We start from the raw sequence: 26,575 nt of genomic DNA on the forward strand, positions 1-26,575 counted from the left end.
GGCCAGCCTAATTCTAAACATGAGCGAGCGACGCAGATGGACTCGACGTCGATTCCTCGCGACGAGTAGTCTCGCAGGCACAGCAGGTCTCGCCGGTTGCATGGAGGGGCTGCCCTTCGGTGGCCAAGAGGAGAGTACCAGCGCGCTCTCGCTGGACGACTTCCGCGGTTCGGGTCCGATGGTCGAGAGTCGCCCCGAACCGGGCGGCACCTCGATGGACGACCTCCCGGACCTCGAGGGCGAACTGAACCTCTATCTCGGCGGCGGCGAGGGCGGCCTCTACCAGAATCTCGTCGACCTCCTCGAACAGAAGTACCCCGACTTCGACGTGCAGCTCAAGATGGACGGCTCGTCGACGCTGGCCAACACCATCATCGAGGAGAAGAAAGGCGGGGAGAGCCCCGCAGACGTGTTCTGGTCGATAGACAGCACCTCGCTGGGCGTGGCAGTCGACGCTGGCGTGACCACGCCCCTGCCCGACCGCGTGCTCGACGAGGTCCCGGAGGGCTTCCGGGAGAGCGACGGCAACTGGGTCGGCGTGGCCGGACGGGCCCGAGCCATCTCGTACAACACCGACGAGCTCTCGGAGTCGGACATCCCCAACGACGTCCACGAGTTCCCCGAGACGGCGGCTCTGGAGGACGCGGTGGGGTGGGCACCGACCTACGGCGCGTTCAAGTCGTTCGTCACCGCGATGCGACTCATCTCGGACGAGGACGACACCCGCGAGTGGCTCGAAGGGATGATAGACCACGGCACGACCGAGTACCAGAGCGAATTCCTCGCGTCGAACGCGGTCGCCGACGGGGAGATTTCGGCCGCCTTCGCCAACCACTACTACGCCATCCGCGTGATGGCGTCCCGGCCCGACGCCCCCATCGACCTCGCGTTCACCGAGAACGACGCGGGCGCGCTGGTCAACGTCTCCGGTGTCGAGATGATCGAGGGCACCGACAAGTCCGAACTCGTCGGTGACTTCGCACGCCACCTCCTGTCCTCGGAGGCCCAGGAGTTCTTCGTCACCCGGGCGTTCGCGTACCCGATGATTTCGGGCGTCGAGCCCGTTGGCGGTCTGCCGACGGTCGACGAACTGTCGCCGCCCGACGTCGACCTCTCGGAGCTGTCGGACCTCGACCCGACGAACGAACTCCTAGACGAAGTCGGGCTGTAGATGACTGCGAGCGACCGGGTCCGAGCGTTCGTCGGGGACGTCGGCGACGACGAGTCGCCGCCTCGGGTCGCGCTGGTGCTGTTGGCGGGAGCCGTCGCCGCAGCCGTCACCTTCCCGGTCGCGTGGCTCGTCCTCCGGTCGCTCGAAATCGGGACCCAACAGGCGCTCGACCTGCTCGTCCAGTCCTCCACCGTCGAGATCGTCACCAACAGCATCGCGCTCGTCGCGGCGGTCACCGCGGGGTCGGTGGTCGTCGGCGTCCCGCTCGCGGTGCTGACCGTCCAGACCGACCTGCCGTTCCGGCGCTTCTGGACCATCGTCTCGGCGCTCCCGCTGGTGGTGCCGAGCTACATCGGTGCGTTCGCGTTCGTCTCGGCGTTCGGGCCGCGGGGTCAGCTCACCGACCTGCTCGCGCCGCTCGGCGTGACCGAGATTCCGCCGATTTACGGCTTCCACGGGGCAGTGCTGGTGTTGACGCTGTTCACCTACCCGTACGTGTTCCTCACGACGCGGGCCGCGCTCATCTCGTTCGACGGGACCCTCGTCGAGGCCGCTCGCACCCTCAATCACGGCCGGTGGGCCGCCTTCCGGACGGTGACCCTGCCCCGAATCGCGCCGGGCATCGCGGCCGGGAGCCTGCTGGTGGCGCTGTACGCGCTCTCGGACTTCGGGACGCCCGCCATCATGCAGTTCCCGGTGTTCACGCGCGAGATCTACGTCAGCCAGTGGGACCGCAACTTCGCGGCCCTGCTTTCGCTCCAACTGCTCGCGCTCGCGGCGGTCATCCTCGCGCTCGAAAAGCGGGTCACGGACGACGAGCGCGGCGCACACGCATCCCGGGGGTCCGGGTCGGTCCGGTACTCGCTCGGCGTCTGGAAGCTTCCCGCGCTCGCGTTCTGCGCGCTGGTCGCCGCGCTCTGTCTGGTCGTCCCGGTCGGCGTCCTCTTCGTGTGGCTGACCCGGAGCGGTCCGGGCTACGCTGGCGGGGGCTTCGACTTCACTTGGGTCTACGGCCTCAACTCGGTGTACGTCGCCCTGCTCGCGGCGGGGGTCGCGACGCTCGCCGCGCTCCCGGTCGCCTACCTCTCGGGTCGGTCTTCCTCCCGGCTGGCCTCGCTGTTCGAGCGTGCGAGCTACGTCGGCTACGCGACCCCCGGCGTCGTGCTCGGACTCGCGCTGGTCTACTTCGCCTCCGCGAGCGCCCCGGCGTTCTACCAGACCATCCCCCTGCTGGTGTTCGCCTACGTGGTCCGGTTCATCCCGCAGGCGGTCGGGTCGGTCCGGTCGTCGGTGCTGCAGGTCGACCCCAAACTCACGGAGGCCGCCCGGACGCTCGGCGAGTCGCCGGGTCGGACGTTCCGTCGGGTGACCCTCCCGCTCATCGCGCCGGGCGTGGTGGCGGGCGCGGCGCTCGTCTTCCTGACGACGATGAAGGAACTGCCCGCGACCCTCTTGCTTCGTCCGACAGGTTTTGAAACCCTCGTCACGTACATCTGGCGCGTGCAGGAGGCTGGCTACTACGGACAGGCGGCGGTGCCCGCGCTCGTCCTCGTGGGCGTCTCCGCGCTCTCGATGCTCGTCCTGCTCAATCAGGACGGGAGTCTCGTCGGACAGGACGGAGGAAACGATGGCTAAGGAAGCGACCCAGAACACCCAGAACATGACGCCGAGTCAGGAATCCGAACCACCGTCGAGCGCCCCGGCGGAGACCGACGACGCCGACCGAGTGCTCGAACTCGACGGCGTCCTCAAGGAGTACGGTCCCGAGACCGCGGTCGATTCGCTGTCGCTGTCGGTCCGGGAGGGCGAACTCCTCACCCTGCTCGGGCCCTCGGGCTGTGGGAAGACCACCACCCTCCGGATGATGGCGGGGCTCGAACGCCCCGACGCGGGGACCGTCACCCTCGCGGGCGAGACGGTCGCCGACGGCTCCCGGCACGTCTCGCCCGAGAACCGCGACGTCGGACTCGTCTTTCAGGACTTCGCGCTGTTCCCTCACCTCACGGTGGCCGAGAACGTCGCGTTCGGACTGACCGACGCGACCGACGGGGAGGTCGACGAGCGCGTGACCGAACTGCTCGATCTCGTGGACCTCTCGGGCCACCGCGAGGCCACGCCCGACGAGCTGTCGGGCGGCCAGCAACAGCGGGTCGCGCTCGCGCGGTCGCTCGCGCCCGAACCCGCGATCCTGTTGCTCGACGAACCCTTCTCGAACCTCGACGTTCGCCTCCGGGTCGAGATGCGCGAGGAAGTTCGCTCCATTTTGAAGGAGGCGGGCGTCACCGCGGTCTCGGTCACCCACGACCAGGAGGAGGCCCTCTCCATCTCGGACCGCGTGGCGGTGATGAACGACGGCCACCTCGAACAGGTCGGCCGTCCCGAGAGCGTCTTCGAACACCCCGAATCGCGGTTCGTCGCCTCCTTCCTCGGTCAGGCCGGGTTCCTCTCGGCGTGGCACGAGGACGGCGCGGTCGTGACCCCCATCGGGACGTTCGCCCCGCAGCGACTCAACGGCCTGACCGCCGAGTACGCCGGGACCGACCTCGACGTGCTGGTCCGGCCCGACGACCTCCGGGCGACCGTGGTCGACGAGGAGGAGGCCGACGGCCACATCATCCACCGCCAGTACACCGGTCCCTCGTTCGTCTACCGGGTCGAACTCGACAACGGCGACGTGGTCCACTGCCAGCACAACCATGTGAAGGAACTCGACATCGGCAAGCCCGTCCGGGTCGACCTCGACGCCGACCACACGCTGGCGTGGTACCCGACGCGCGAGGACTCCCCGACCGCCGAAGCGCCGCAGTCCCGATGAACCGACGCAGATTCCGACTTCTCACCGGCGCGCTCGCCCTGCTCGCGGGCGTCGTCGTCTTCGTCACCGCCCACGAACTGTTTCCGTACCACACTCCCAACCACGACGAGGGCGTCTACCTCCAGCAGGCCGCGATGTTGCTGGAGGGGCGACTCTTTCTGGAACCGCCGGTCGCCGACGCGTTCCGGCCGTGGTTCTTCGTCGACGACGGCGGGCGACTCTATCCGAAGTACGCGCCCGTCCCCGCCGGGATGTTCGCGGTCGGCGAACTCCTCGGGGGCTACCGCGTCGCGCTCGCGCTGGTCGCCGCTGGCAACGTCGGACTGGCGACCCTGCTGGTCGCCGAGGCGTTCGACCGCCGGACCGGCCTGCTCGCCGGTGCCCTCCTGCTGGCGTCGCCGCTGTTCCTCGTCGATTCGTCGGTGTTCCTCCCCTACGCGCCGACCACGTTCTGGAACCTCCTGTTCGCGGTGGCGTACGTGAAGGCCGCCCGCGCGGGGGCCAAACGCGAGGAGCGCCGGGACGAGACCGAACGCCCGACCGGAACCGCCTCGCGCGGGCGAGCGCCTGCGGCGCTCGCCCGCGCGACGTACGGCTACGCCGCGCTCGCGGGCCTCGCGGTCGGAATCGCGTTCTTCTCGCGGCCCTACACCGCGGTCCTGTTCGCGGCCCCGTTCATCGCTCACGCGCTGTACTCGCTCGGAACCGCGCTTGGGCGAGAGCGCCGCGCCGTGCGCGGCGCTCTCGCCCGCCTCGCGCCCACCGCCGCCCTCGGACTCGCTGGCGTGGGGGTCACGCTGGCGTACAACGCCGCGGTCACCGGGTCGCCCTTGCTCTTCCCCTACGAGGCGTTCGCACCTCAGGACGGCCTCGGGTTCGGCTACCGCGAGATTCTGGGCTACGGTCGGGACTACACCCCGGAACTCGCGCTCGAAGCGAACGCGAAGGTGGTCGCGATGTTGTTCGACCAGTGGGTCGTCGCCGGACCGCTCGGAACCGCGCTCGCGGTAGTCGGAGTCGGGGCGTTCCTGTGGCGCGCGCGGACTCGCACCTCGTGGCGCGACCGGAGCGCCGACCTCACCGACGCGCAGGTCGGGGCGGTCCTCGCCGGGCTGTTCGTCTCGGTTATCGCGGGCAACGTCTACTTCTGGGGCAACCTCAACATCCTCGGGGACCTCGCCGACCCGAACGACGGCCTCATCGACACCCTCGGGCCGTACTACCACTTCGACCTGCTGGTCCCGACCGCGGCGTTCGCCGCGCACGCGACCCTCCTCGGGTTCGACCGCGCACGCGCGCGGGTCGCTCGCGCTGGCGGCGCGCGCCGCCAGCGCGCAGCCCTCGCGGCCGTCGCGCTCGTCGGCACCCTCCTGCTCGCGGGCGCGGCCGGGGCGGCGCTCGCGGGCCCCGTCTCGGAGACCGCCGAGATAACCGACTCCTACGAGGTGGCCTACGAGCCGTTCGAGGAGCGCGACCTCTCGAACGCTGTCGTCTTCGTCCCGACGCCGTACGGCGACTGGCTCAACCACCCGTTCCAGCACCTCCGCAACGACCCCGGCTTCGACGGCGAGGTGGTCTACGCGCTCGACGGCGGCCCCGACTCCCTCGAAGTCGTCGAGGCCTACCCCGACCGCACCTACTACCGCTACGTCTATCGCGGCGAGTGGACGCCCTTCCTCGGGCAGACGGTGGACCCGGCGCTCCGCGAGATTCGCGCGGTCCGCAGCGACGCGGTGGGAGTGGACGCCGCGGTCGGTATCCCGAGCCACGCCGACCGGGTCTCGGTCCGGCTCTCGACCCACGCGGGCACGACCTACTACGCGGTGAACGGAACGCCCGAGCGCCTTCCGCTCGACCTCCGGGTGAGCGACGACTCGGCCCGAATCGCGGGACCGGGCGTCGAACCGACCGGCGAGAACCGTACGGTCCCGGTCGAGGACGCCGACGAGGTCGTCGCGGAGGTACTCGTCAGCGACGCCGCTGGCGGCGGGTTCTCGTACCGACTCGAACTCCCGATCCGCCACGAGGACGGGGCGGTCGTCGCGCTCTCGCCCTACCAGGAGGCCTGCTTGGTCCCCGACGAGTGCGGCGGCGAGGCCGCGTACGTCGACGGTGCGGTGTCCCCGAGCGTGTTCGTGGAGTCGGAACTATACGATCCGACCAACGAGTCCGAACCGTGACCGACCTCGACGCGATTCTGGCTGGCGAGGAGATTCCGAAACGCGAGGAGACCATCCGCCTCGACCCATCGGAGTTCGAGACCGTCGCCGAGAACGTCCACGCGGGCTTCGACCGGTGGGTCGGCGCGCTCGTCCGCGACGGCGAGGGACGCGTCGCGATGGTGCGCAATCGGTGGAGCGACGGCTGGGTGCTTCCCGGCGGGAACGTCGAATCGGGCGAGACGCTACGGGAGGCGGCCGTCCGCGAGGTCCGCGAGGAGACCGGTCTCGCGGTCCGAGTCGAGCGGCCGCTGGAGGTGGTCGAACAGACGTTCGTCTGCGACGGCGACTCGGTCTGGGGTCACTTCGCGGTGTTCGAGGCGCTCGCGGCGGGCACGCCGCGACCCGAGTTCGGCGACGACCTCGGCGTGGACGAGACCGAAATCGAGGCCGCGGCGTGGTTCGAGTCGGTTCCCGACGACTGCGAGTACGCGCCGCTGTTGGAACGCCACTTCGGGTGAGGGCTCGGCCCTCTCGGGCTACGCGGACTGTCGGTCCCGGAGGATGGCGACCGACCCGGTGAGGTGCGCCCGCGAGAAGGTGGTCCCGGCTTCGTACTTGAAGGTTCGCCTCAACCCTGCGTCTGGAGGTCCGGGAGCCCAGCCTCTATCTCGTCGCGTCGGTCCTCCAGCCACTCGGGTAGTACCAGTCGCTCGCCGAGCGCATCGATGTCCTCGTCGACCGTGTAGCCGGGCGACTCGGTGGCGAACTCGAAGAGGACGCCGCCCTCCGTGCGGGCGTACACCGACTCGAACCACTTGCGGTCGATTATCTCGGTCGGGCGGAGTCCGTGTTCCATCAGCACGTCTCGCCACTCGGACTGGTCGTCCTCGGTCACCCGGAACGCGACGTGGTGGACGGTGCCAGCACCGGGTCGCCCCCGCGGAGCCTGCGGGTCTTCGAGGAGGTCGACCACGTAGCCGAGGTCACCGCTCGACTCGTATCGACTCCGGCCGCGCTCGCTCTCGGTTTCCCGATAGCCCATCGCCTTCAGGAGGGTCGCGGTCGGTCCGGCCGACGCCAGCGAAAGCGTGACCCCGAAGAACCCCCGAATCGCGTGCTCGTCGGGGACCGACCCCTTGGGTGGGTCACCGGACGCTGCGTCCTCGCGGGCCACCAGTTCGAGCGGGAGGCCGTCGGGGTCCCGGAACGGAACGACCGCGTCGCCGAACCGCTCGCGGGGTTCGTCGGCGTCGACGCCTCGCTCGTCGAATCTGTCGACCCAGTAGTCGAGCGATTCTTCGGGAATCAGGAACGAGACCGTACTGACCTGCCCCGTCCCGACCCGGCCGCGCCGAGCCCCGGTGTACGGGAAGAGCGTCATGCTCGTTCCGGGACTGCCGCTCCGGTCGCCGTAGAACAGGTGGTACACCGAGACATCGTCCTGATTCACGCTCCGCTTCACGAGTCGGAGGCCGAGCGTCTCCGTGAAGAATTCGAGATTGGGCCCCGGGTCGCTTGCGATGGCGGTGACGTGGTGGATGCCGGGAACGTCGGTGGGCATGCTCCACCGTACCGCGTTGTGTCGAATAACTCTGGGGGCCTCGGTCGTCGGTTCAGTCTTGCCGTCGCTCTTCGAGACACACCTTCACGATGGACTTCGCGATTGCCAGTCCCCCTTTCAGGGGGTCGAGCTTCGTCTCGCCCGCGCGCTCGTCGTACTCGATGGGGACCTCGCGCACGTCGTAGCCCCGCATCAGCGGCCGAATCAGGAGTTCGGCCGAGAGGCCGGTGTTCTCCGTCCACGCGATGTCCTCGATAACGTTCCGGCGATAGGCCCGCATTCCGGTGGTGGTGTCGTGGACGCGCTCGCCCATCAGGAGGCTCGCCAGCACGGCGAACGCCTGATTCCCCCGGCGGTTCAGGTCGGGCATCGCGTCGGCTCCCCAGTAGAGGCGGTCGCCGCTGACCACGTCGTAGCCCCGGTTCACCCAGTCGAGGAACTCCGGCAGTTGCTCCATCGGATAGGTGTCGTCGCAGTCGGTCGTCACGACCACGGGCCGGTCGGCCGCGAGCACGGCCTCTCGGACCGCGACGCCGTATCCCTGTGGTTCCTGGCGGATGACCCGCGCGCCGTGGTCGCGGGCGATCTCGGGCGTCCGGTCGGAAGAGCCGTCCACGCAGACGACCTCCGCGCGGCCCTCGGTCACTCGGTCGATATCCGACAGAACCGACTCGATTGCGGCCTCCTCGTTGTACGTGCCCATGACGACGCTGAGGTCGTCGAACGTGTACTCGTCAGTTCCGTCAGCGTCAGCGACTGCGGCGTCCGAATTCATGCTATCCGGTGTTTGTGGCGGCGCGTATTTGTAGTTTTAGGTTCGCCAAAAATATGTTAGAATGGATGACATTTTGTGTTCAGAACGGTTCGGAGTAATCCGTTTCGCTCTCCACCTTCTGCTCGGAGGACGAGGAGTGTACGGCCTCGAACCCCCGATATCTGCTGATTCGGCCAACGATTCGTTCTCGTCTCGACACCCAGATTTTGTATATCGTTATACGATTTACCAGTACGGGACGGAACACCGCCGGATACTCGGACCGTGTCGAGTCGAGAAAAAAGCGATTCAGACCAACGAGTAGACGTTCTCCTCGTACACCTCGCGCACTCTGTCGCCCCAGTTGTGGGTGTAGGTGTCGATGATGTCCTCGGCGACGTCCCCGCGGAGATACTTCACGATGCCCCGGTCGCCCGTCCGGTCCCGGAGGTGGGTCGTGAAGAAGTGCCGGAAGTAGTGGGGCGTGACGTTCTCCTCCGCGCCGCCGCCGGTCCGGTACCATCCGGCCTCGCGAGCGTGGGTCTCCACCGCGTTCCGGACCATCTGGGGCGTGAGTCGCCGCCCCCACTCGCGGCTGGTGGAGACGAACAGCGGGTCGGCGGGAGAGACCGGGTCGGGTCGGATCGCCAGCCATCGGGTGAGCACCGCGGCGAGTCCCTCGTCGACCGGAATCACGGTCGCGCGCTTGCGCTTGTTCGCGGCCGTCCGCTGCTCGCCGTCGACGACATCGCCACGGGCGATGTCGCTGGCGACGAACACTGACTCCCCCCGGCCGTCGAGCTGGGGGCGGGTGCCCAGACGGTACGCTTCCGCGGGCTCTCCCGAGAGCCGGAGGTCCCGGAGGTCGAGGTTGCAGAGCTCGCCCACCCGCATCCCCGTCTTCAACAGGGTGACGACCACCGCCTTCTCCAGCGGATGGGAGACGCCCGCGACGAACTCCCGCATCTGCGGAATCGAAATCTCCCGCCGGGTCGGGTCCTTGTCGATGGACTCGGTCATCTCCTCGACGACGAGCGCCATCGGGTTCGAGTCGAAGGCACCGACCTGTGTCATGTAGGCGTAGAACCGGTGGAGGTAGGAGGCGTAGGTCGCGACCGTGCTCGACGCGAGGTCCCCGCGGAGGCCGTGGACCCACGCCATGCACTCGCGCTGGGTCGCCTCGCCGGGGTCGAGCGACGCTCCGGCGGGGTTGCGCTCCGAATCGGAGAGGAACGCCTCGAACTCCCGGAGGACGCGCTCGTAGGCCTCGCGGGTACGCTCGCTCTTGCCGTGAAAGCGGAGGTCTTCGAGGAAGTAGCCGACCGGGTCGTCGGGGTCGGTCTCGCCCGTGGTCCGACTACTCGCCATCGTCCACCACCGTGTACCCGCCCCGACGGCCGCTGTACTGGACCCGGTTCTCGTTCTGGAGTCGCCCGAGCGTCTCTTCGAGTCGGTCCTCGAAGTCGCCCGCGAGTTCCTCGACCAGTCGGTCCCACGACAGATGGCCCTCCGAACGAAGGAGGTCGAGGAGCCGTGTTTCGAGGCCGTCACCCCTGGGGTTCGACCCTCCGGAACCACCTTCCTCGACGCTCGCCGCCGGACCGTCGTCGAGGTCGAACCCGCGTCTCCCGGCCTGTACCATCGTTTTGACGAACTCGCTCTGAGTCATATCGAGTTCGTCGGCGTCGCGCTTCCACTTCTCTTTCTGGTAGGTCGGCACGAAGGTCTTCACGACCGCCCGGTCGGTGTCAGCGTCGCTCATCTCTCCTCTGGGTCGTCTCACCCCCGGTATATCAATTTGTCCCACTAGTAGTGATAAGGAACTTTATCTTCTGGAGAAGGACCACAATTGCCGGGAAGTAGAGTATTATTTAGAGAGATTTGTATTATAAAGGCCCATATAGAGAGATTCAAAAGAGTCGATTGCAGGTACTACGTAGAGAGATATAATATCTGGTGGAGGGGGGAGGACAGTCTCTCGGCGAACGGGCGTTTTCCTCGGTTCGTCGTCTCCGCGACGATTGGTCGACCGCTGGTGCGTTCGCGGGCAAAGTCGGGCGAACTCCTCTCGGCGAGCAGGACGTATCCGTGAATTCGCATTCCCAGTCGGGTCTACGCTCTTGCGAGTCTCCCGGCGCCGACGTGCCGAGTTACTCGGCCCTCTCACTCCCCCGAGTTACTCGGATCACCGACTCCGCCGAGTCCGAAGTACCCTCACCCATGAACGGTCGTTTCGGGACGAAGTATCGTCTACAGAGGGGCGCTCGAAGCACCGAACGAACGACGTGGCAAAAATACATCCTATATCGCTATATTCGAGAGGGTGCCGAACACCACCGCGGAAGCCTCAGTAAATCGCCATCTCGCTCTCGGTCTCGGCCCGGACGAAGACCTCCTTGGCGCGTTCGACGCCCGCGCTCGCCTCCGAACAGTTCTCCATCAGCACCGTCTCGCTCGGGAACAGTTCCTCGCCCACCACGAGCCCGTGCTCGCGCGCGGTCGAACCCGTGACCGTCAGGTAGACGCCCACGCCCGCATCGGCTATCGCGGCTTCCTCCTCCTCGTGCTCGCCGGGGTACTCGAAGCGGAGCGAGTCGGCGTTCCGAGTTCCGAGGACCGCCTCCACGAGGCGCTCGTAGCGCGGCGAGATGCAGAGGCTCCCCTCGTAGTCGGTGAGAAACTCCCTGGTCGGTTGCTCGCCCTGCGGGAGTGTCTCGGGGGTCGCCATCAGCGTGTGGTAGACCGTGTCGCCCATGCCGGAGACGACCCGGACGTCGGTGTCGTGGGGGTCGATGCGGGCGTTCACGTCGGCGATACGGGTCAGCGGGTCGGGTCGTAGCTCGACGACCTCCTCCAGCACGAGGTCGGCGCTGTCGAACCCCAGCGCGAACTCGTGCTTGCGGAGCGCGCGGAACGGCTCCTCGCGGCCCACCAGTCGGAGGTTCGCGTCGCCGACCGGGACCGTGACGCTGTCGAACACGATGCGGCGGGGCTTGCCCGCCCGGTCGTCTCGGAGGAGGGTGTAGTCGGGACGGGTCGGTTCGCCGAGGTGACTGTAGTCGGCGAGTCGGTCGTAGGCTCCCCGGTCGGGGGTCTGGTCGCCCTTCGTGACCGCCTTCTCGTAGCGGAGCGTCGAGATAATTGCATCGGCCACCTCCTGAGCGTCGGCTTCCGCCGCGACCCGCTGGAGGACCGCCTCCAGCGGTCGCCCCTTCCGCGGGACTGCGACGGGAATCGTCTCGGTCATTATCCCGAAGATGGGAGGGCGCGAGTAAACCCGTTGCGCTTTGGCTACTCGTCGCCCGCGTCGACGAACTCGAAGCGCGCGCCGCCCGATTGGCTCTCGGTGACCCGAATCCGCCAGTCGTGGGCCTCCGCGATGCGGCGCACGATGGCGAGTCCGAATCCGGTGCCGTCGGTTCGGGTCGAGTATCCGCCCTCGAAGATTCGCTCGCGGTCATCGGCCGGGATTCCCGGCCCGTCGTCGGCCACGTAGAAGCCCTTCGAATCGGGGGCGGACTCGCCACTGAGCGACCCGACCGTGACCTCGTCGCCGCCGTGTTCGGCCGCGTTGCGAAAGAGGTTCTCGAACAGCGCGCGGAGTCGCCTGCCGTCGGAGACGACCGTCGCATCGACCTCGGTGTGGAGGACCATCCCCGGCGTCTCGACGGTCGCCCACGCCTCGCGGGCGACCGCGTCGAGGTCCACGGGCGTCGGGTCCTCGACCGTTTCGCCGCGCCGCGACAGCGCGGGCACCTCGTCGACGAGTCGCTCCATGCGCTCGTGTGCGCCCTCGACCGCCTCGAAGTGGCGCTCCTCGCCGGTCTCCCTGGCGAGTTCGAGGTGGCCCTGCGCCACGTTCATCGGGTTCCGGAGGTCGTGGCTCACGATGCTGGCGAACTCGTCGAGCCGGTTGCGCTGTTCGGCCAACTGCTCGGTGCGTTGCCGGACGCGACCGTAGTACACCCCGAGTAACCCCCCGCCGACCGCGCCGAGTCCGACCTCCGTCAGGACGATGTACGCTGGCTGGAGCATCGGTCGGCCCTGCATCGACTGCAACAGCGACACCCACCCCGCGATCAGGCCCATCACGACCGCACCAGCGACGCTCCAGACCGCGACCACGTCCGACGGGATTCCGGTCGCTCGCACCCAGACGCCGAGCGCGACGAGGAACAGCGAGAGGGCTATCGGGACGCTCAGGCGGACGAACTCCGACGCGAGCGAGTCGCTCCCGGCGACGAGATAGCTGACCGAGACGGCGAGCAGGCTGGCTCCGAGTCCGACGACCAGCCACTCCCGGAGGGCGAGCGCGTCCTCCGAGGCCGACGATGCGTCCAATCGTGATACCATACGAGTAGCCGGAATCTAGTTACCGAACACGTCGCTGATCCGGTCGCGCCACTCCTGAATCCCCTCGATCTCGTCGCGGATGTCGGTGATGTCGGTCTCGACGCTCTCGACGCGCGCCGTGAGGTTCTCCTCCAGCGCGTCGAGGTCCGACGACAGCGAGTCGACGCTCTCGGCGACCGATTCGACCTCGTCGCCCACGTCGGCCACGTCGTCGAGTTCCGACCGGACGGCCTCGATGTCCGACCGAACCTCGTCGAGTTCGCCGGTGACCTCCTCGACCTCTTGGTCGACGGCCGTCACGTCGTCGGTGTTCGCGCCCACCAGCTCTTCGAGGTCGTCGAAGCGCGTTTCGAGGGACTCCATCTCCTCGCCGAAGTCGCCGACGCCGTCGAGTTCGTCTTCGAGCGCCCGCACGTCCTCGCGGAGGTCGCCGACCGCGTCCAGTTCGGATTCGAGGTCCTCGACTTCCTCGCGGAGGTCGTCCACGTCGGCGAGTTCGGATTCGAGGTCCTCGACCTCCTCGCGGAGGCCGCTCACGTCGGCGAGTTCCGACTCGACCTCCGAGAGGGTGGCTTCGACATCCGAGACGTCGCCCTCGATCTCCGAGAGGTCGGCGTCGATGTCGGCGACCCGGTCGTCGGTCTCGTCGGCTTCGGTCCGGATTGCCTGCACCTCGTCCTCGAACGCCTCGACGTCGGCCCGGACCTGCGCGATCTCGTCCTCGAAGTCGGCGATGATGTCTCCCGCCGTGCCGTTCTCGTCGATGAACTCTTCGAGCGCCTCGGTGTACGCCGAGAGGTCTTCGACCCGCGACTGGAGGTGGCGGATGCGGACGTTCGTGCTCTCGGGGGTATCGATGTCGAGTTCCTTCTGGATGGCTCGCAGGTCCTCGTCGGCCACCTCTCCAGCGCGGATTTCCTCGGCGAGCGTTGCGGCCACGCTACCGGGGGTCGGCGGCGAGCGAGCCGTCGGCTCGCTCGCCGCGTCGGCCGCTCGGTCCGACGAGGGAGCCGTTTGGGTCTCGTCGGCGGGACCCTCGTCGTCGAGTGCTCCGGATTCCCCGTCGGCGAGGTCGGGACCGTCGTCCTCCGCGACCGCGTCGTCGGCGTCCTCGCTCACCTCGGAGCCGGAGTCGTCGCCCTCGGGTTCGAGGATGTCGGTTTCGTCGACGCCGAGCGACTCCTCCGAGTCGGCTTCGGCGTCCGAAGCCGACTCGTCGCCCGCAAGCGGGTCGTCAGCGGCCAGCGGGTCGTCAGCGGCCAGCGGGTCGTCAGCGGCCAGCGGGTCGTCGGCGTCGAGGGGGTCGTCGGCCTCCGCGTCGACTTCGTCGTCGAGGGCCAGTTCCTCGTCGCCCGCGACCACGTCGCGGACGAGCTGGCTGTCCTCCTCGGAGACGATGTCGGTGATGGTGTTGCCGTCGGGTCCGCCGACTTCGCCGCCGAGCGCGTCGGCCTCGGGGGTCGCCTGCGGCGACCCCGAGGCCGACTCGGCCGCGTCCGTCGCTCCGGCGTCGACCGTGACGGGCGCGACCTCCTCGATTGCTGGCGCGCCGAGGAAGCTCTCGGCGTCGTCGTCGTCGCCGAGACGGACGCCGTAGACCGTGACCAGTTCCTCCCCGGCGTCGAGTTCGCGCTCGAACTGGACCCGGTGGTCCTTGTACGCGGTCCAGTTGTCGTTCTCGTAGTCCGGGTGGAAGCCGACGTTGTCCATCGGGAACTCCTCGGGAACGTCGTCGGCGAGTCGGAACGAGGTCGGCTCGTCGCGCTCGCTTCGTATCACGAACTTGATGGCCGGGACCGCGAACTCGTCGCCCTCGAAGGACTTCTCGACGACGACGCCGCTCTCCTCGGTCGTCACGACCTCGGTCATGCTGTCACTCATACGATGCACATCCCAGAACGGCCATATAAATCACACGCCCGCGAGGAGCGAAACCACGCCGAACCGCGACCGGCGTGGCGCTGGCTCGGAACCCACCTTTAGGGTCTCGGGGCCCGTAGTCCCGCGCATGCTACTCGCGGGAACCTACGACGGCGTGTACCGCGCGGGCGGGCCGCGGTTCGACTCGGCGCGGAAGGTGCTGGACTCGGGCCGAGTACTTCGCGTCCGGCGGTTCGAAGGCTGGGACGGGACCTTCGCCGCGACCAAGACTGGCCTGTATCGGACGACCGACGGCGGCGACTCGTGGACGAATCTGGGCGTTCCCCGCGAGGAGGTGTACTCGGTAGTCGGCGACACGCGGGGCGAGCGCCTCTACGCTGGCACACACCCGGCGCACCTGTACGTCTCCGAGGACGGGGGCGATTCGTGGCGCGAGCTGGAGGGGTTTCAGGACCTCCCCTCGCGCGAGGAGTGGTACACGCCCCGCCACCGCGACGAGGCCCACGTTCGGAGCCTCGGCGTCCATCCCGACGCGCCCGACCGCGTAATCGCGGGCGTCGAGGTCGGCGGCGTCCACGTCAGCGACGACCGCGGCGAGACGTGGACCGAGCGCGAGGCGGGACTCCACGACGACGTACATCACGTCCTGATTCTCGGTCCCGACGAGTACGTCGCCTCCTGCGGCGGCGGCCTCTACCGGACCCGCGACGCTGGCGAGACGTGGACGCGGCTCGACGAGGCCCTCGACCACACCTACTTCCGGGAGGCCTTCTTCCACGAGGCCGACGCCGACTCCGGGGACGGCGTGCTGTACGCCGCGGCGGCGCGCTCCTCGCCCGGGACGTGGAGCGGCGCGAACGGTGCCGACGCGGCGCTGTTCGAGTCCCGCGACGGTGGGGACTCCTTCGAGGCGCTCGCGTACCCGGGCCGACCCGAGGAGGTCGTGCTGGCGTGGACGACCCACGACGGGGAGGTCCTCGCGGGCACCAACGACGGCCGAATCGTCGTGCGCGACCTCGACGGCTGGGTCGGCGGCGGGCAGTTGCCCGCGGGCGTCTCGTCGCTACTCGGAAGCCCGTGATTTCGAGAGTTGGCTCAGCCGTTTCCGGTTAGTCGGACTGGCAGTCACGAGGTGGTGCGGGGGCGTCGCCCGCGCCGCGGGCGACGCCCCCGCCTGCTCGACACTGCTGGCCTAGGTGCCAGCTATCTGCCCGCAACTGCGCGAGGCGTCCACTCAGGGATGGTCCCGTCCTCGTACTTGAACGTTCGCGTGAGCCCTCCAGAACGACGTCCCTATCACTCGCCGGAGGCGGCCGACTCGGCCGAGTCGGCCGCCTCCGGCGTCGCTCGCTGGCGACCGAAGACGTAGCCGTAGACGAGGGGGACGACCCCCGCGAGGAGTCCGACGAGGAGCGCGAGGGCCCCGAGGAACGCGCCGACGACGCCGAGCGCGAGCGCGCTCGCACCGACCGTGAGCGTCGCGACGAGTCCCGTGAACCCGACGAGTCGGAGCCAGCGGCGCTGGTAGACGAGCACCCCGGCGACAGTGCCGGAAGCGACGACGAGCGCGCTCGCGGGGCCGGTGACGAACCGCGACGCGGAACCGGACTCGAACAGGGCGGTCCCGACCAGCGCGACCGGGACCGCGAGCGCCGCCACCGCGAGCGCGCGGCGGGCCGTCAGGAGGCGGTCGACGGACGGCTCCCGATACCGGTAGGCGAGCAGACCCAGCGCGACCGCGACGTAGCCCCGGCCCACGGGCGTGAGGACGTAGCCGACGAACCCGCCGAGGATGTTCGCGGCGACCGCGGCGTCGTTCTCGGGCGCGACCGCGTAGTACGTCCCCTCGTGGCGGTAGACCCCTCGCTCGACCGTCCAACCGGACGTTTCGCCCGAGTCGATGGCGGTCCGAACCTCCGATGGCGCGCTGTCGTACGGCGAGGAGACGCTTTCGAGGACCGTCTCGGCGTCGGTCGGGGTCATCCGAATTCGAACGAACGTCGACTCCTCGTCGCCGGTCGCGTTCCAGCGGTAGTACGAGCCGTCGTAGACGACGTATCTGGTCCGCTCGCCCGGGAGCGAGATGTGGAGTTCGGGGGTGACGTTCCCCGCGAACGACCCGTTCTCGGCCGCGCGCTCGACGGGTCGGCCGACCGACTCGTTCCCCTCCGGTAGTTCGTCGTCGAGGTTCGCGACCCGCGGGGCCGCGTCGGCGACCCGGTCCGGAGCCTCGCCCGGGTCGACCGTCGTCGCGGTGTAGGTCACGTCCATCCCGCTCGTTCCGGCGTGGAACGCGAAGCTACAGGCGACGCCGACGACGAGGAGGGCGAAGATCGCGAGCGTTCGGGCGGAGGGAATTTGCATGGAGGGGGACATATTCTCGGCCGTATCTTTCGGCGAAGACAGTTAAACGCCCCCGATTTCCGAGAGCGCGGCGTCCCGCCGCGCTCTCGGGAGCGCGACCGCGCGTCGAATCCGTAGAATCGCCCGCGGGAACTCGACCTCGCTACACGTCGACCCGGTCGCCGATCTCGACGATTTCGAGTCGCTCGGGGTACTCGAAGCTGCTGGCGTGGTGGTGGAGCGCCTTCGGGTCGGCGGTCAGGCCCTTCCACATGTCCCAGTGGCTCGGCAGGAGCCGCTCGATTTGGAGGTCGCTGGCGGCCTCGATTGCCTGATTCTCGTCGTTGTACCACCGCGTTCGCTTGGGCTCGCGGGTCTCCTTGTCGGGGATGTTGCCCACGGTTCCGAACGCCAGCACGCCCAGATCGATGTCGTACTCCTCGCCGATGCGCTCGAACTCCTCGGCGGGCTTGGTGTCGCCGCCGTGGAACACGGTGGCGTCCTCGTACTCGAAGACGTAGCTCACGGGGTGGGTCGCGTCGGGGTCGTTGGCGGGTTCGACGTGGACCGTGAACGCGCCGACCTCGAAGGTGTCTCCTTCGGCGACCTCCTCGAACTGGTCGTCGCTCACGTCCCACTCGTCGGTCCACACCTCCTCCTCGCGGGCGACCGCGAGGCTGTCGTCGGGCGCGTGGAAGGTCGCCCCCGTCGATTCGAGGATGGGGGCCTGACTCGGCCCGTGGACGTGGTCGGTGTGCTCGTGGGTGGCCAGAATCGCGTCGGCCTCGGTCACGTCGGCGGGGTCGAAGGGGACCGGCACCATCCGAATCGTTCTGGGCGGGTCGCCGGTCCCGAGGTACGGGTCGACGAAGACGGTCGTCTCCTCGGCCTTGAGGACGAAGCCGTTACAGCCGAGGTACCAGACCGCGATGCCCTCGGGGTCGGCGTCGGCGACCGCGCGCGGGAGCCAGTCTCCCCAGTCTGAGTGTATCGTCATGTGACTCACTCGGCCGAGAGGAGAGGTAAGTGTTGTCTTCCGCGCTCAGAGGCTCCTGAGTCGGACTTCGTCGCCGGTGACCTCCTCGATGCGGTCGGGTTCGACGGTGTAGTCGTCGTCGTCGTGACCCTCCCAGCCGAGTCGCGTCCGGATGCGCTTGGCGAGACCGGGATGCGGGTCGACGTACACCCGGTCGGTGTCCTCGTCCACCTCGCTGATGACGCCGACGTCCTCGCCGTTGGCGTCGATGACCGTCTTGCCCACGTCGTCGTCGTCCAGCGTGACCGCCTCCGCGGTTGCGGGTTCGGCCCCGGTCTCGTCGCCCATCGCGGTCGTCTCGTCGGCGGGTGGCTCGTCGCCCATCGAGGCCGTTCCCTCGGTCGTCCCGGCCTCCGTCGTCTCTGTGGTCGTCTCCGTCGTCGTGGTCGTCTCGGTCGTCGTCGTCCCCTCGACCCCGACGATTTCGGTGACCTCGTCGGTCTCGACCAGTTCGCTCTCGACGATTCGGCTGTCGATGGTCTCGGAGCTGACGACCTCCTCGCTCACGAGTTCGAACCGGAGTCGCGTCCGGTCGAGGACCTCGTCCTCGATGGTCCGACGCTCGTAGAGTTCGGTCAGGACGGCCTGGTCCTCGGTGAACTCGCTCTCCATGTGCCCGCTCTCCACGACGTCGATGTCCTCGGTCACGACCTCGCCGCCGAGCAGGTCGCTCTCGACGATGGTCCGCTGGACGCCTTCGAGGTCGACGTGGCCCTCCAGCGTGTCGGATTCGACGGTCTCGGTCCCCTCGACCTCGTGGTCGACGACCCGGCTCTCGACCGTCTTGCGCTCGATCACCTCGCGGGTCACCTCCCGGGTCTCGTCCACGTCGACCGTGATGACCTCCTGCTCGACCTCCATCGTCTCGTCGTCCCAGCCGACGGTCTCGTCGTCCTCGACGACCGCGATGCGGCTTCCCTCCTCGCCGAGGTGGATTCCGGCGATCTCGCGCCGGACGAGGCGGCTGTCGATGACCTCGTCGCGTACCACCTCGCTACCGATTATCTCGCTCTCGATGGTGTCTATCTCCCGGACCGTCCGCTCGACGACCGTGGTGTCGACGATCTCGCTCGTGACGACCTCGCCTTCGAGCAGGGCGCGCTCGACCTCCTCGTCGTCGAGGGTCGCCCGCTCCATCGCCTCGGTCCGAGTGACCAGTTCGAACTGGTCGGCTCCCTCGCTGGGTCGGTCGGCGTGGCGGACCAGCACCATCTCGTCGTCCTCGAAGCGCTCGAAGAACTCGTCCCACGTTGTCTCCTCGACCGATTCCGTGGTCGTGCCCTGCTCGGGGTGATGGACGTAAAGCCGCCGCTCGTCGCTCTCGTCGGTCATGTACGCGGGCTTCGCGCCGCTGTCCTCGACCCACGTCCGTATCGTTTCGCGATCTGTCGTAATCTCGGTCTCTGTTGTCGTATTATCGGACATTTCCCCCACCATGGACCTAGTCGGGGGGTGTTGCCTTAGGTGTAGTTGCCACTCGCGTATGTGACTTTTCCCAAGAAGGTAGGCGGTCGGAACGTGGTCGAATCGAACGGATTCCGCCGACGTCAGTCCTCGCAACAGCCGCCGCCCTGCTGGCCGAAGTCGACCGCGAGCGGCTCGGAGATGGCGTCGTTGACTGCTTCGAGTTTGGCTTCGAGTTCCTCCTGGGCGTCGAGGTACTCCTCCATCACCGGGAGGCTGTGGAGTTCGTTCTGGGCCCGCTGGACCTTCTGAACGTCCTCCTGCGTCGCCTCGCCGGTCTGGCGCGCGAGCATGAACTCCTGGCGGAGTTGTTCGAACTCCTTGACCTTCTCTTGGGCTTGCTCGTCCTCTTCGACGGCGGCTTTGGTCTCCTCAAACCGCTGGTAGACGGGCGTCTCGGCGATGGCCTCGCCGAGTTCCGCGCCGAGTGCTTCGACGTGTGAGAGGTCCGCGGTCTCGTCGGCGTCCGCTTCGGTGTCGACGCTCATGTATCCGAAGTTGGGACTGCGACGTTTTAGGCCTGCCGATGACGGTAGACGTGGGTGGAGATTTTGTGTGAGTTTGGCGTGGAGACGGCGTGAAAAATACGTAGAGATTCAGTTCGGAAACGGCCTCACGCAGGCGAGAGCGAGCTACTGCCGTCACCGATGAGAACCGCACCGCACCCGCAGGCCACATCCCTCCCCAACCGACTGCGCTTCTCGGCTCCTCGTTCCACTCGTCGCCTGTGATGTCTGCGAACTGCGTTCACAGATCAGCGAGACGCGAAGCGTCTCGCAAGCCTCGTCCCTCGCGCACGTCGGCGCGACCACTTACGGGTCGCGCCGGAAGACAAACCGCATCTTCCGAGCAATCGCGCCGTCGGCGCGATGACGCCAGCGCGCGCCACCGCACGAGGGCGAGCGAACGAGGGCAGGCGAACGAGGGCGGGCGCACGAGAGCCGAGAAACCGCCTTTTCCGATACTCGTCGAAAGCGGTGGCGCGTGCGGGCGAATCCCTCGTGGATTCGCCCATCCGCGCGAGGGATGAGGACCACAGACTGCGAACGGAGTGAGCAGTCGAGGACCGCAATCGGCTGGGGAGGGTCGTGGCCTGCGGTCGCGGTGCGGTCTTCATAGGTACCGGGAGTAGCTAGCTACTCGCAGTAGACTTCGGTATCGTGAGCGGATAGTTGCTCGCAGTAGACTTCGGTATCGTGAGCGGATAGTTGCTCGCAGTAGACTTCGGTATCGTGAGCGGATAGTTGCTCGCAGTAGACTTCGGTATCGTGAGCGGATAGTTGCTCGCAGTAGACTTCGATATCCTGAGCGGATCGTTGCTCGCGGCTGACTCCAGTATCGCTGTTAGAGCTGCAGTAGAACTCGCCGTCGTCACTGGGTCGCGCTACTCCACGCGAGAACATCGCGCTTAAACGTCCTCGCCGACAAAACGCCTTCAATGAGCCAAGAGAACGAGTACAGCGAAGGGGACCTCCGGAACACCGGCATGTCCCTCAAACACGACCGGGAGTGGGACTACGAACTCGACCGCATCGTCGAGGCGGTCGAGGAGCGCGACGCCACGAAGGTCGGCCTCCAGTTCCCCGAGGGGCTGAAGCGCCGGGGTCCGAAGGTCGCCGACGACATCCGCGAACTCGTCTCGGACGACGTGACCATCATGCTGTCGGGCCAGCCCTGTTACGGGGCCTGCGACCTCGACACCTACCTGATGAAGCGCACCGACGTGTTCGTCCACTTCGGCCACTCGCCGATGAAGAACACGGACAAGGTCATCTACGTCCCCCTGTTCTCGAACGTCGACGTGTTCCCCATCATGGAGGAGTCGCTGGCCGAACTCGCCGACCCCGCGGAGGACCCCGACGTGGGGCTGGTCACCACCGCCCAGCACATGAACCGCTTCGAGGAGATGAAGTCGTGGCTCGACGAGCGCGGCTTCGAGGTCCACACCCGGCGGGGCGACGACCGACTCACCCACGAGGGGCAGGTCCTCGGTTGCAACTACGCCTCCGCCGACATCGACGCCGACCAGGTGCTGTACGTCGGCGGCGGGAAGTTCCACCCCCTCGGCCTCGCGATGGAGCACCCCGACAAGAACGTCGTCATCGCCGACCCCGTGAACAACGTCGTGACGGTCGCCGACACCGAGAAGTTCCTCAAACAGCGCTACGCGTCGGTCCACAAGGCGATGGACGCCGAGAAGTGGGGCGTCATCTTCTGCACGAAGATCGGACAGGGTCGCTGGGAGCAGGCCCAGGAGATACTGGCGGACAACGACGACGCCTACCTCATCACGATGGACGAGGTCACGCCCGACCGCCTCCGGAACTTCGACATGGACGCGTTCGTGAATACGGGGTGTCCCCGCATCACGACCGACGACGGCCCGCAGTTCCACAAGCCGATGCTCACCCCCGGCGAGTACGAGATAGCTGTGGGGAACAAGCCGCTGGACGAACTCTCGTTCGACACCTTCCACGGTACGTGGTAGGCCCGGACGACGGTACCCTTTTGTAGTCCTTCTGTCTCGTTTCGGGCATGGCCCTCCAGAGCATTTTCCTCCACCGGACCGTCGCCGACGGGAGGTGGTGCGAGTGAGTCGACCGAATCGCTCCCGGGCGAACCGGCCCCGGACGAACGCCGCCGACTCTAGCCCTGCGCCCGACCCCACCGCCGCGACCCGCCGCCGGTTCCTCGCCGGGGTCGCGGCGGTCGGTCTCGGCGCGACCGCCGGATGCCTCGGTGCGCCGGAACCCCACTACGCCGGGCAGGACGACCCCGACACGGAGTGGTGGCCCCAATCCCGATTCGACCGCCTCGGGTCGTGCTACAATCCGAACCCGGTGGGACCGCGGGACGGCGTGAGCGAGCGCTGGAGCGTCGACATCTCCGCGCCCTCGGCCCGTCCGGTCGTCGCCGACGGGACCGCTTTCCTGCCGACCGCGACCGCGATTCGCGCGGTGGACGCCGTCACGGGCGAGGAGCGCTGGCGAGAGGAGGCCGACGACGCCGGGACGTGGCCCCAGCAGGTCGCCTACCACGACGGGACGGTGTACGTCGCCAGACTGGCCGACGAAGGTGTCCTCGCGCTCGACGCCGAGACCGGCGAGCGCGAGTGGGGCTTCCGACAGGAGGGTCACGGCGTCTACGCGTTGCTGCTCGACCCCGACCGGCCGAGTCTGTTCGTCGGCGACGCCGAGGGAAACGTCTACGCAGTCGACCTCGAAACGGGAGACGCGCGGTGGCACCGCCGCGTGTTCGGGAGTGTGACCGGGTTCGCCCGGGGCATCCCCGAACTTCTCGTGGCGACCGAGGCGGGCGAGGTGTACGGCCTCTACTCCACCACCGGGGAGGCGCTGTGGCGTCGGAAACTCCCGGGACACGTCACCGCGCTCGCGACCAGCAACGGCGGGGGCGCGTTCGTCAGCACGTTCGGCGGGCCGACCGTCGAACTCGACACCGGTCGGACCGGCGCGACCGCGTGGCGGACCGACGTCTGGAGCGCGGACTCGTTCGTGGTCACGAGCAAGACGGCGTTCGCGGCGGGCCATCGCCTCGTCGCGCTCGACACCCGCTCGGGCGACCGCCGGTGGACCGGCGGGGAGACAGCCCAGTGCGGCCCCGCCGCGGCGGGCGAGACCGTCTACGCCGCCGATGAGGACGGCGTCACCGCGTACGATTTCGACGGCGGGGTCGGGGTCCGCCACCTTCGAATCGGCGCGGAGCGGTGGTCGCACTCGGTCGAAGGCAGTCCGACGAGGGGACTCGCGGTGGCCGACGACGCGGTCTTCCTGTTGACTCAGGGGGGCGAGGACACGTCTGCGAAGGCGTACGCGCTCGAATCGGCGTAGAACGTCGCTCCCGGCACGTATTACTATCGCGCATTCACAAACCTTTTTGTATGAGTAACGGGTATGCAGTGGTAACGATGAGCGCCACCCGTTCCGCCGACGTTCGAACTGCCATCGACTGTTGTCGCGTCGAGGACGCCACCCCCGTCTCGCTCGACGCCGAGACAATCCCCTCGACCGCTCCGGCCCGCCTGCGCGACCTGAAGCGGGAACTCGTCGCCGACGACCTCGTACCCGCCCGCGTGGTCGTCGAGGCCTGCTTCGGCGAGGACTGCTCGTTCGCCACGCAGGAGGAGGCCGACCGAATCCGCGAGTTCGTCCGGGCCGCCGCCTTCCTCGGCGCGAGCACGGTCACCGTCGAGTTCGACGCCGTGGCCGACGAGTCGAAGGTCCGGCCCGCGCTCGCGGCGGTCGCCGAGCGCGCCCACCGCGAGGGCGTCGAACTCGACGTGGCGGGTCCCATCACGCTCGACGACTGAGCCGAATCCGATGCGCTCGGTGACGCTTTCCACGCGAATCGGCCGGTGACGGATTCCTCGGGGTGGGAATGAAAGGGGCCGCCCGGTCGCGTCCGAAGGACTTGGTCGTCTCCGCGGGCAACTATTTCCGCGCCGATGCAGTGCGTTGCGGTGAGGCGCGGAAATATCCCGCGGAGCGACCGCGACCGGGCGGGGGCTTTCGAGGACGAAATCATGGCTCCTTCTGAGTAGTCGTATAGCGGGCGGGGGCTTTCTGGCCCTTCACGGCTCTGTTACCTGCAATTCGAGGACGATTATCTGAAATTCCAAGCGAACCACCCACTCCACCGACCGACGAGCGAATCCCAACGTTCTCGTTCGCCCGCTCCCTCCACACTCCTATGAGCAGGGCCGCGCTCGAACGTCGCCTCTCCCGAGTCGCGGGATTCGACGACCCCCGCGTCGAGTTCGAGCAGTACCCCACGCCCGCCGGTCTGGCGGCCCACCTCGTCCACCTCGCCGACGTGCAGGGCGACCTCGCCGGACGGACGGTCCTCGATTTGGGCACCGGAACCGGGATGCTCGCGCTCGGGGCGGCCACGCGGTCGCCCGCCCGCGTCCTCGCGCTCGACCGCGACCCCGACGCGCTCGGAGTCGCCCGCGAGAACGAGCGTCGAATCGCGCCCGAGTCGGAGGCCGCAACCGAGACCGAGGTCGAGTGGCTCCTCGCCGACGCGACCCGCCACCCGATCTGCGCCTCGGACGCAACCGTGCTGATGAACCCGCCGTTCGGCGCACAGCGGGGCAACGAACACGCCGACCGCGCGTTCCTCGCGACCGCGGCCGAGGTCGGGTCGGTCTCCTACTCCGTCCACAACGCCGGGAGCCGCGAGTTCGTCGAGGCGTTCGCGGCCGACGAGGGCGGCGAGGTGACCCACGCCTTCCGGGCGGAACTCGCGCTCGACAGGCAGTTCGACCACCAGACCAGCGAGCGGGAGGTCATCGACGCCGAGGTTTTCCGGGTCGTGTGGTCCTGACGGGGCTCAGTTGTACGTCTCCTTCGACGCCACGCGGACGCGGGTGCCGTCGACTTCGGCGAACAGGTCGTCGTCCTCGCGCTCGAATCGGACGTCGTCGAGGGTCATGTTGCCGTCGGTCGCCGGAACCGGTCCCTCCGCGACAGTGGAGTCGTTCGCCGAGAGCCGAACCCGGAAGTCGCCGTCCTCGGGGACCACGCTCACGTTCTTTTCGGCGAGCGTCGGTCCGGCGGTCGCGGGGTCGGAGGCGAACGTCTGGGTCCAGCCCTCGTCGTCGGGACCCCGGAGCCAGACCTGATACGCGGTCGGGCCGTCGGCGGCCGACCACCCCCGTCGCTGGACCGAGACGACCTCCGACCACCCGAGGCCGCCCACGCGGACGTTCGCCCGGCCCGAGAACGCGAGTCTCCCCTTCGAGACCTGCTGAGTCCATATCTCGCGGTCCTCGTTGACCACGACGACGCCGCTGGTCCGCACGTCGGTCGACTCGCCCAGCAGTTCCACGTCCACGACCGAGACCTTCTCGTTGCTCACGTTCTCGGCGTAGGTCACGGTGTAGCCGCCGACCTCGACCGCGGGGCCGCCGCCGGGCGCGCCCGCGTCGGTCACGGTTCCGAGGTTGACCGGGATGGCGACCCCGGCCATCGCGGCCAGCGGCAGGAGGAGCGCGAGCAAGCCGACCTGCTGGCGCGAGACGTTCCCGAACAGGGGTCGGCGGTCGGCGGTCGCCGCGAGGGTCGTCACCGCCGCGAGCGCGACGACGAAGACGACGCCGAGCCCGCGGTAGAGGACGTAACTGCTCTCGCCGCGGTACCACCAGAGCGCCCAGAGGGTCATCGTGGTCCCGAGGACGACCGCGCCGGTCCAGAGCCGGAGCGCGCTCGGACGCTCGCGACGACGGTAGAGGACCGCGACTCCGAGAATCGCACCGAGCAGGAGGCCGAGCGCGTGGCCCTGGACCGCGACGCCGTACCACCACGGTTCGCTGAAGCCGGGGCCTGCCGACCCGACGACGACGGGGTCCCGGAGCGCGTTGTAGACGGTCCCGACGACCTCCTGGCCCGACACCGCCACCACGGTCAGCAGGGGGTAGCGCACCAGCGCGAAGCCGACGAACGCGAACACGACCCCCGAGAATCCGATGATGGGTCCCCACGAGAACAGGCTGGTAGCGAGTCCCACGACGAGCACCCCGGCCGGGAAGACCACGAACGCCCTGACGTAGGGGTCGGTCGACCACGACGAGAAGGGGTTCTCGCCGCGCTCCGCCCGGAAGTGGCCGAAGAAGTACTCCGCGAGGGGCGCGACCGCGAGCGCGGTGGTCAGATTGCCTAGCAGGTGGCCCGACCCCGCGTGGGAGAACGCCGCGAACACCCACCCGGTCGGGTAGAGGTACGACCACGACGAGAACGGAAGCGTCAGGGGCGCGTGCCATCGCTGTGCGCCCTGCTGGGCGAACAGGTACACCGCGAGGACGACGCCGAGCGACACGAGGCTCCCCCACGGCACGCCGAGGACGAACCGCGTCCGGAGTCGCTGGCCCCACCGCCCTCGCGGCCGGTCGAGTCGCCACACCAGCGCGAACGACAGCAGGAACGCGAGCGGGATGGCGACCTGCTCGGGCGCGGGGAGCCACGGCGGAACGTCGAGCATGTCCCAGCGTTTCGACCGAGACGGTATAAATTCGGGGCG

Annotated in this window: 22 protein-coding genes; 10 read left to right on the forward strand and 12 right to left on the reverse strand. The window is 68.2% G+C overall.

From position 1 onward, the window contains the following. Window positions 1-19 precede the first annotated feature (19 nt). The 5 genes from NGM10_RS01470 to NGM10_RS01490 are packed head-to-tail and all read left to right on the forward strand — an operon-like array spanning window position 20 to window position 6,666. On the forward strand, window positions 20-1,171 hold the full coding sequence (locus NGM10_RS01470) for an extracellular solute-binding protein (protein ID WP_253481036.1): 1,152 nt from the start codon (window positions 20-22) through the stop codon (window positions 1,169-1,171). Next, window positions 1,172-2,806 carry an ABC transporter permease gene (locus NGM10_RS01475; RefSeq protein WP_253481039.1) on the forward strand — a complete coding sequence of 545 codons (1,635 nt, stop codon included), beginning with the start codon at window positions 1,172-1,174 and terminating at the stop codon, window positions 2,804-2,806. It begins immediately after the preceding gene. After that, on the forward strand, window positions 2,799-3,986 hold the full coding sequence (locus NGM10_RS01480; protein WP_438267162.1) for an ABC transporter ATP-binding protein: 1,188 nt from the start codon (window positions 2,799-2,801) through the stop codon (window positions 3,984-3,986). The genes NGM10_RS01475 and NGM10_RS01480 overlap by 8 nt, the downstream gene beginning before the upstream one ends. Then, a complete protein-coding gene (locus NGM10_RS01485) occupies window positions 3,983-6,166 on the forward strand; it encodes a DUF7846 domain-containing protein (RefSeq protein WP_253481042.1) in 2,184 nt (727 codons plus the stop codon). The genes NGM10_RS01480 and NGM10_RS01485 overlap by 4 nt, the downstream gene beginning before the upstream one ends. Further along, window positions 6,163-6,666, forward strand: coding sequence for an NUDIX hydrolase (locus NGM10_RS01490; RefSeq protein WP_256504338.1), 504 nt, complete (start codon window positions 6,163-6,165; stop codon window positions 6,664-6,666). Before NGM10_RS01485 ends, NGM10_RS01490 begins: the two co-directional genes overlap by 4 nt. A 110-nt stretch (window positions 6,667-6,776) precedes the next feature. On the opposite strand, the gene NGM10_RS01495 is transcribed toward NGM10_RS01490, so the two are convergent. The 7 genes from NGM10_RS01495 to NGM10_RS01525 all read right to left on the reverse strand — a co-directional run bounded on the left by NGM10_RS01495 (window position 6,777) and on the right by NGM10_RS01525 (window position 14,697). Then, complete coding sequence (locus NGM10_RS01495; protein WP_253481045.1) at window positions 6,777-7,709, reverse strand: ring-cleaving dioxygenase; 933 nt, start codon at window positions 7,707-7,709, stop codon at window positions 6,777-6,779. A gap of 52 nt (window positions 7,710-7,761) precedes the next feature. After that, window positions 7,762-8,484, reverse strand: a complete 723-nt coding sequence (locus tag NGM10_RS01500; RefSeq protein ID WP_253481047.1) for a dolichyl-phosphate hexose transferase — start codon at window positions 8,482-8,484, stop codon at window positions 7,762-7,764. 288 nt (window positions 8,485-8,772) lie between these two features. Beyond that, window positions 8,773-9,831, reverse strand: coding sequence for a tyrosine-type recombinase/integrase (locus NGM10_RS01505; protein ID WP_253481050.1), 1,059 nt, complete (start codon window positions 9,829-9,831; stop codon window positions 8,773-8,775). Beyond that, window positions 9,821-10,225: a DUF5805 domain-containing protein gene (locus NGM10_RS01510; protein ID WP_253481053.1), complete on the reverse strand. Its 405-nt coding sequence runs from the start codon at window positions 10,223-10,225 to the stop codon at window positions 9,821-9,823. Before NGM10_RS01510 ends, NGM10_RS01505 begins: the two co-directional genes overlap by 11 nt. Window positions 10,226-10,810: 585 nt before the next feature. After that, entirely contained in the window at window positions 10,811-11,710 is a 900-nt protein-coding gene (locus NGM10_RS01515; RefSeq protein ID WP_253481055.1) for a phosphoribosyltransferase HisG-related protein, read from the reverse strand. 44 nt (window positions 11,711-11,754) lie between these two features. Continuing rightward, complete coding sequence (locus NGM10_RS01520; protein WP_253481057.1) at window positions 11,755-12,816, reverse strand: sensor histidine kinase; 1,062 nt, start codon at window positions 12,814-12,816, stop codon at window positions 11,755-11,757. Window positions 12,817-12,831: 15 nt separating this feature from the next. After that, window positions 12,832-14,697, reverse strand: a complete 1,866-nt coding sequence (locus NGM10_RS01525; RefSeq protein WP_253481059.1) for a coiled-coil domain-containing protein — start codon at window positions 14,695-14,697, stop codon at window positions 12,832-12,834. Window positions 14,698-14,824: 127 nt separating this feature from the next. Here NGM10_RS01525 and NGM10_RS01530 point away from each other — a divergent pair, with 127 nt between their 5' ends. Continuing rightward, the gene (locus NGM10_RS01530; RefSeq protein ID WP_253481061.1) at window positions 14,825-15,778 is read left to right on the forward strand and encodes a WD40/YVTN/BNR-like repeat-containing protein; all 954 of its coding nucleotides are present in this window, start codon (window positions 14,825-14,827) and stop codon (window positions 15,776-15,778) included. Window positions 15,779-15,993: 215 nt separating this feature from the next. On the opposite strand, the gene NGM10_RS01535 is transcribed toward NGM10_RS01530, so the two are convergent. From NGM10_RS01535 to NGM10_RS01550, 4 genes are all read right to left on the reverse strand, one after another. Next, on the reverse strand, window positions 15,994-17,061 hold the full coding sequence (locus NGM10_RS01535) for a DUF8127 domain-containing protein (RefSeq protein ID WP_253481063.1): 1,068 nt from the start codon (window positions 17,059-17,061) through the stop codon (window positions 15,994-15,996). A gap of 142 nt (window positions 17,062-17,203) precedes the next feature. Next, window positions 17,204-18,037, reverse strand: coding sequence for an MBL fold metallo-hydrolase (locus NGM10_RS01540; RefSeq protein ID WP_253481065.1), 834 nt, complete (start codon window positions 18,035-18,037; stop codon window positions 17,204-17,206). A 45-nt stretch (window positions 18,038-18,082) separates the two neighbouring features. Then, window positions 18,083-19,501 (reverse strand): DUF8593 domain-containing protein, encoded by a 1,419-nt coding sequence (locus NGM10_RS01545; protein ID WP_253481067.1) that lies wholly within the window; start codon window positions 19,499-19,501, stop codon window positions 18,083-18,085. A 122-nt stretch (window positions 19,502-19,623) separates the two neighbouring features. Beyond that, window positions 19,624-20,028: a YlbF/YmcA family competence regulator gene (locus tag NGM10_RS01550; protein ID WP_253481069.1), complete on the reverse strand. Its 405-nt coding sequence runs from the start codon at window positions 20,026-20,028 to the stop codon at window positions 19,624-19,626. A 950-nt stretch (window positions 20,029-20,978) separates the two neighbouring features. On the opposite strand from NGM10_RS01550, the gene dph2 reads away from it, so the two are divergent. The 4 genes from dph2 to NGM10_RS01570 all read left to right on the forward strand — a co-directional run bounded on the left by dph2 (window position 20,979) and on the right by NGM10_RS01570 (window position 24,883). Continuing rightward, window positions 20,979-22,028, forward strand: a complete 1,050-nt coding sequence (dph2, locus tag NGM10_RS01555) for a diphthamide biosynthesis enzyme Dph2 (RefSeq protein ID WP_253481071.1) — start codon at window positions 20,979-20,981, stop codon at window positions 22,026-22,028. A 103-nt stretch (window positions 22,029-22,131) separates the two neighbouring features. After that, on the forward strand, window positions 22,132-23,388 hold the full coding sequence (locus tag NGM10_RS01560) for a PQQ-binding-like beta-propeller repeat protein (RefSeq protein WP_253481074.1): 1,257 nt from the start codon (window positions 22,132-22,134) through the stop codon (window positions 23,386-23,388). 77 nt (window positions 23,389-23,465) lie between these two features. Next, window positions 23,466-23,867, forward strand: coding sequence for a DUF7961 family protein (locus NGM10_RS01565; protein WP_253481077.1), 402 nt, complete (start codon window positions 23,466-23,468; stop codon window positions 23,865-23,867). 380 nt (window positions 23,868-24,247) lie between these two features. Then, window positions 24,248-24,883, forward strand: a complete 636-nt coding sequence (locus tag NGM10_RS01570) for an METTL5 family protein (protein WP_253481080.1) — start codon at window positions 24,248-24,250, stop codon at window positions 24,881-24,883. 6 nt (window positions 24,884-24,889) lie between these two features. On the opposite strand, the gene NGM10_RS01575 is transcribed toward NGM10_RS01570, so the two are convergent. After that, window positions 24,890-26,536, reverse strand: coding sequence for a rhomboid family intramembrane serine protease (locus NGM10_RS01575; RefSeq protein WP_253481082.1), 1,647 nt, complete (start codon window positions 26,534-26,536; stop codon window positions 24,890-24,892). Window positions 26,537-26,575 lie beyond the last annotated feature (39 nt).

The sequence above is a fragment of the Halorussus salilacus genome (genome assembly GCF_024138125.1).
GTDB lineage: Archaea > Halobacteriota > Halobacteria > Halobacteriales > Haladaptataceae > Halorussus > Halorussus salilacus.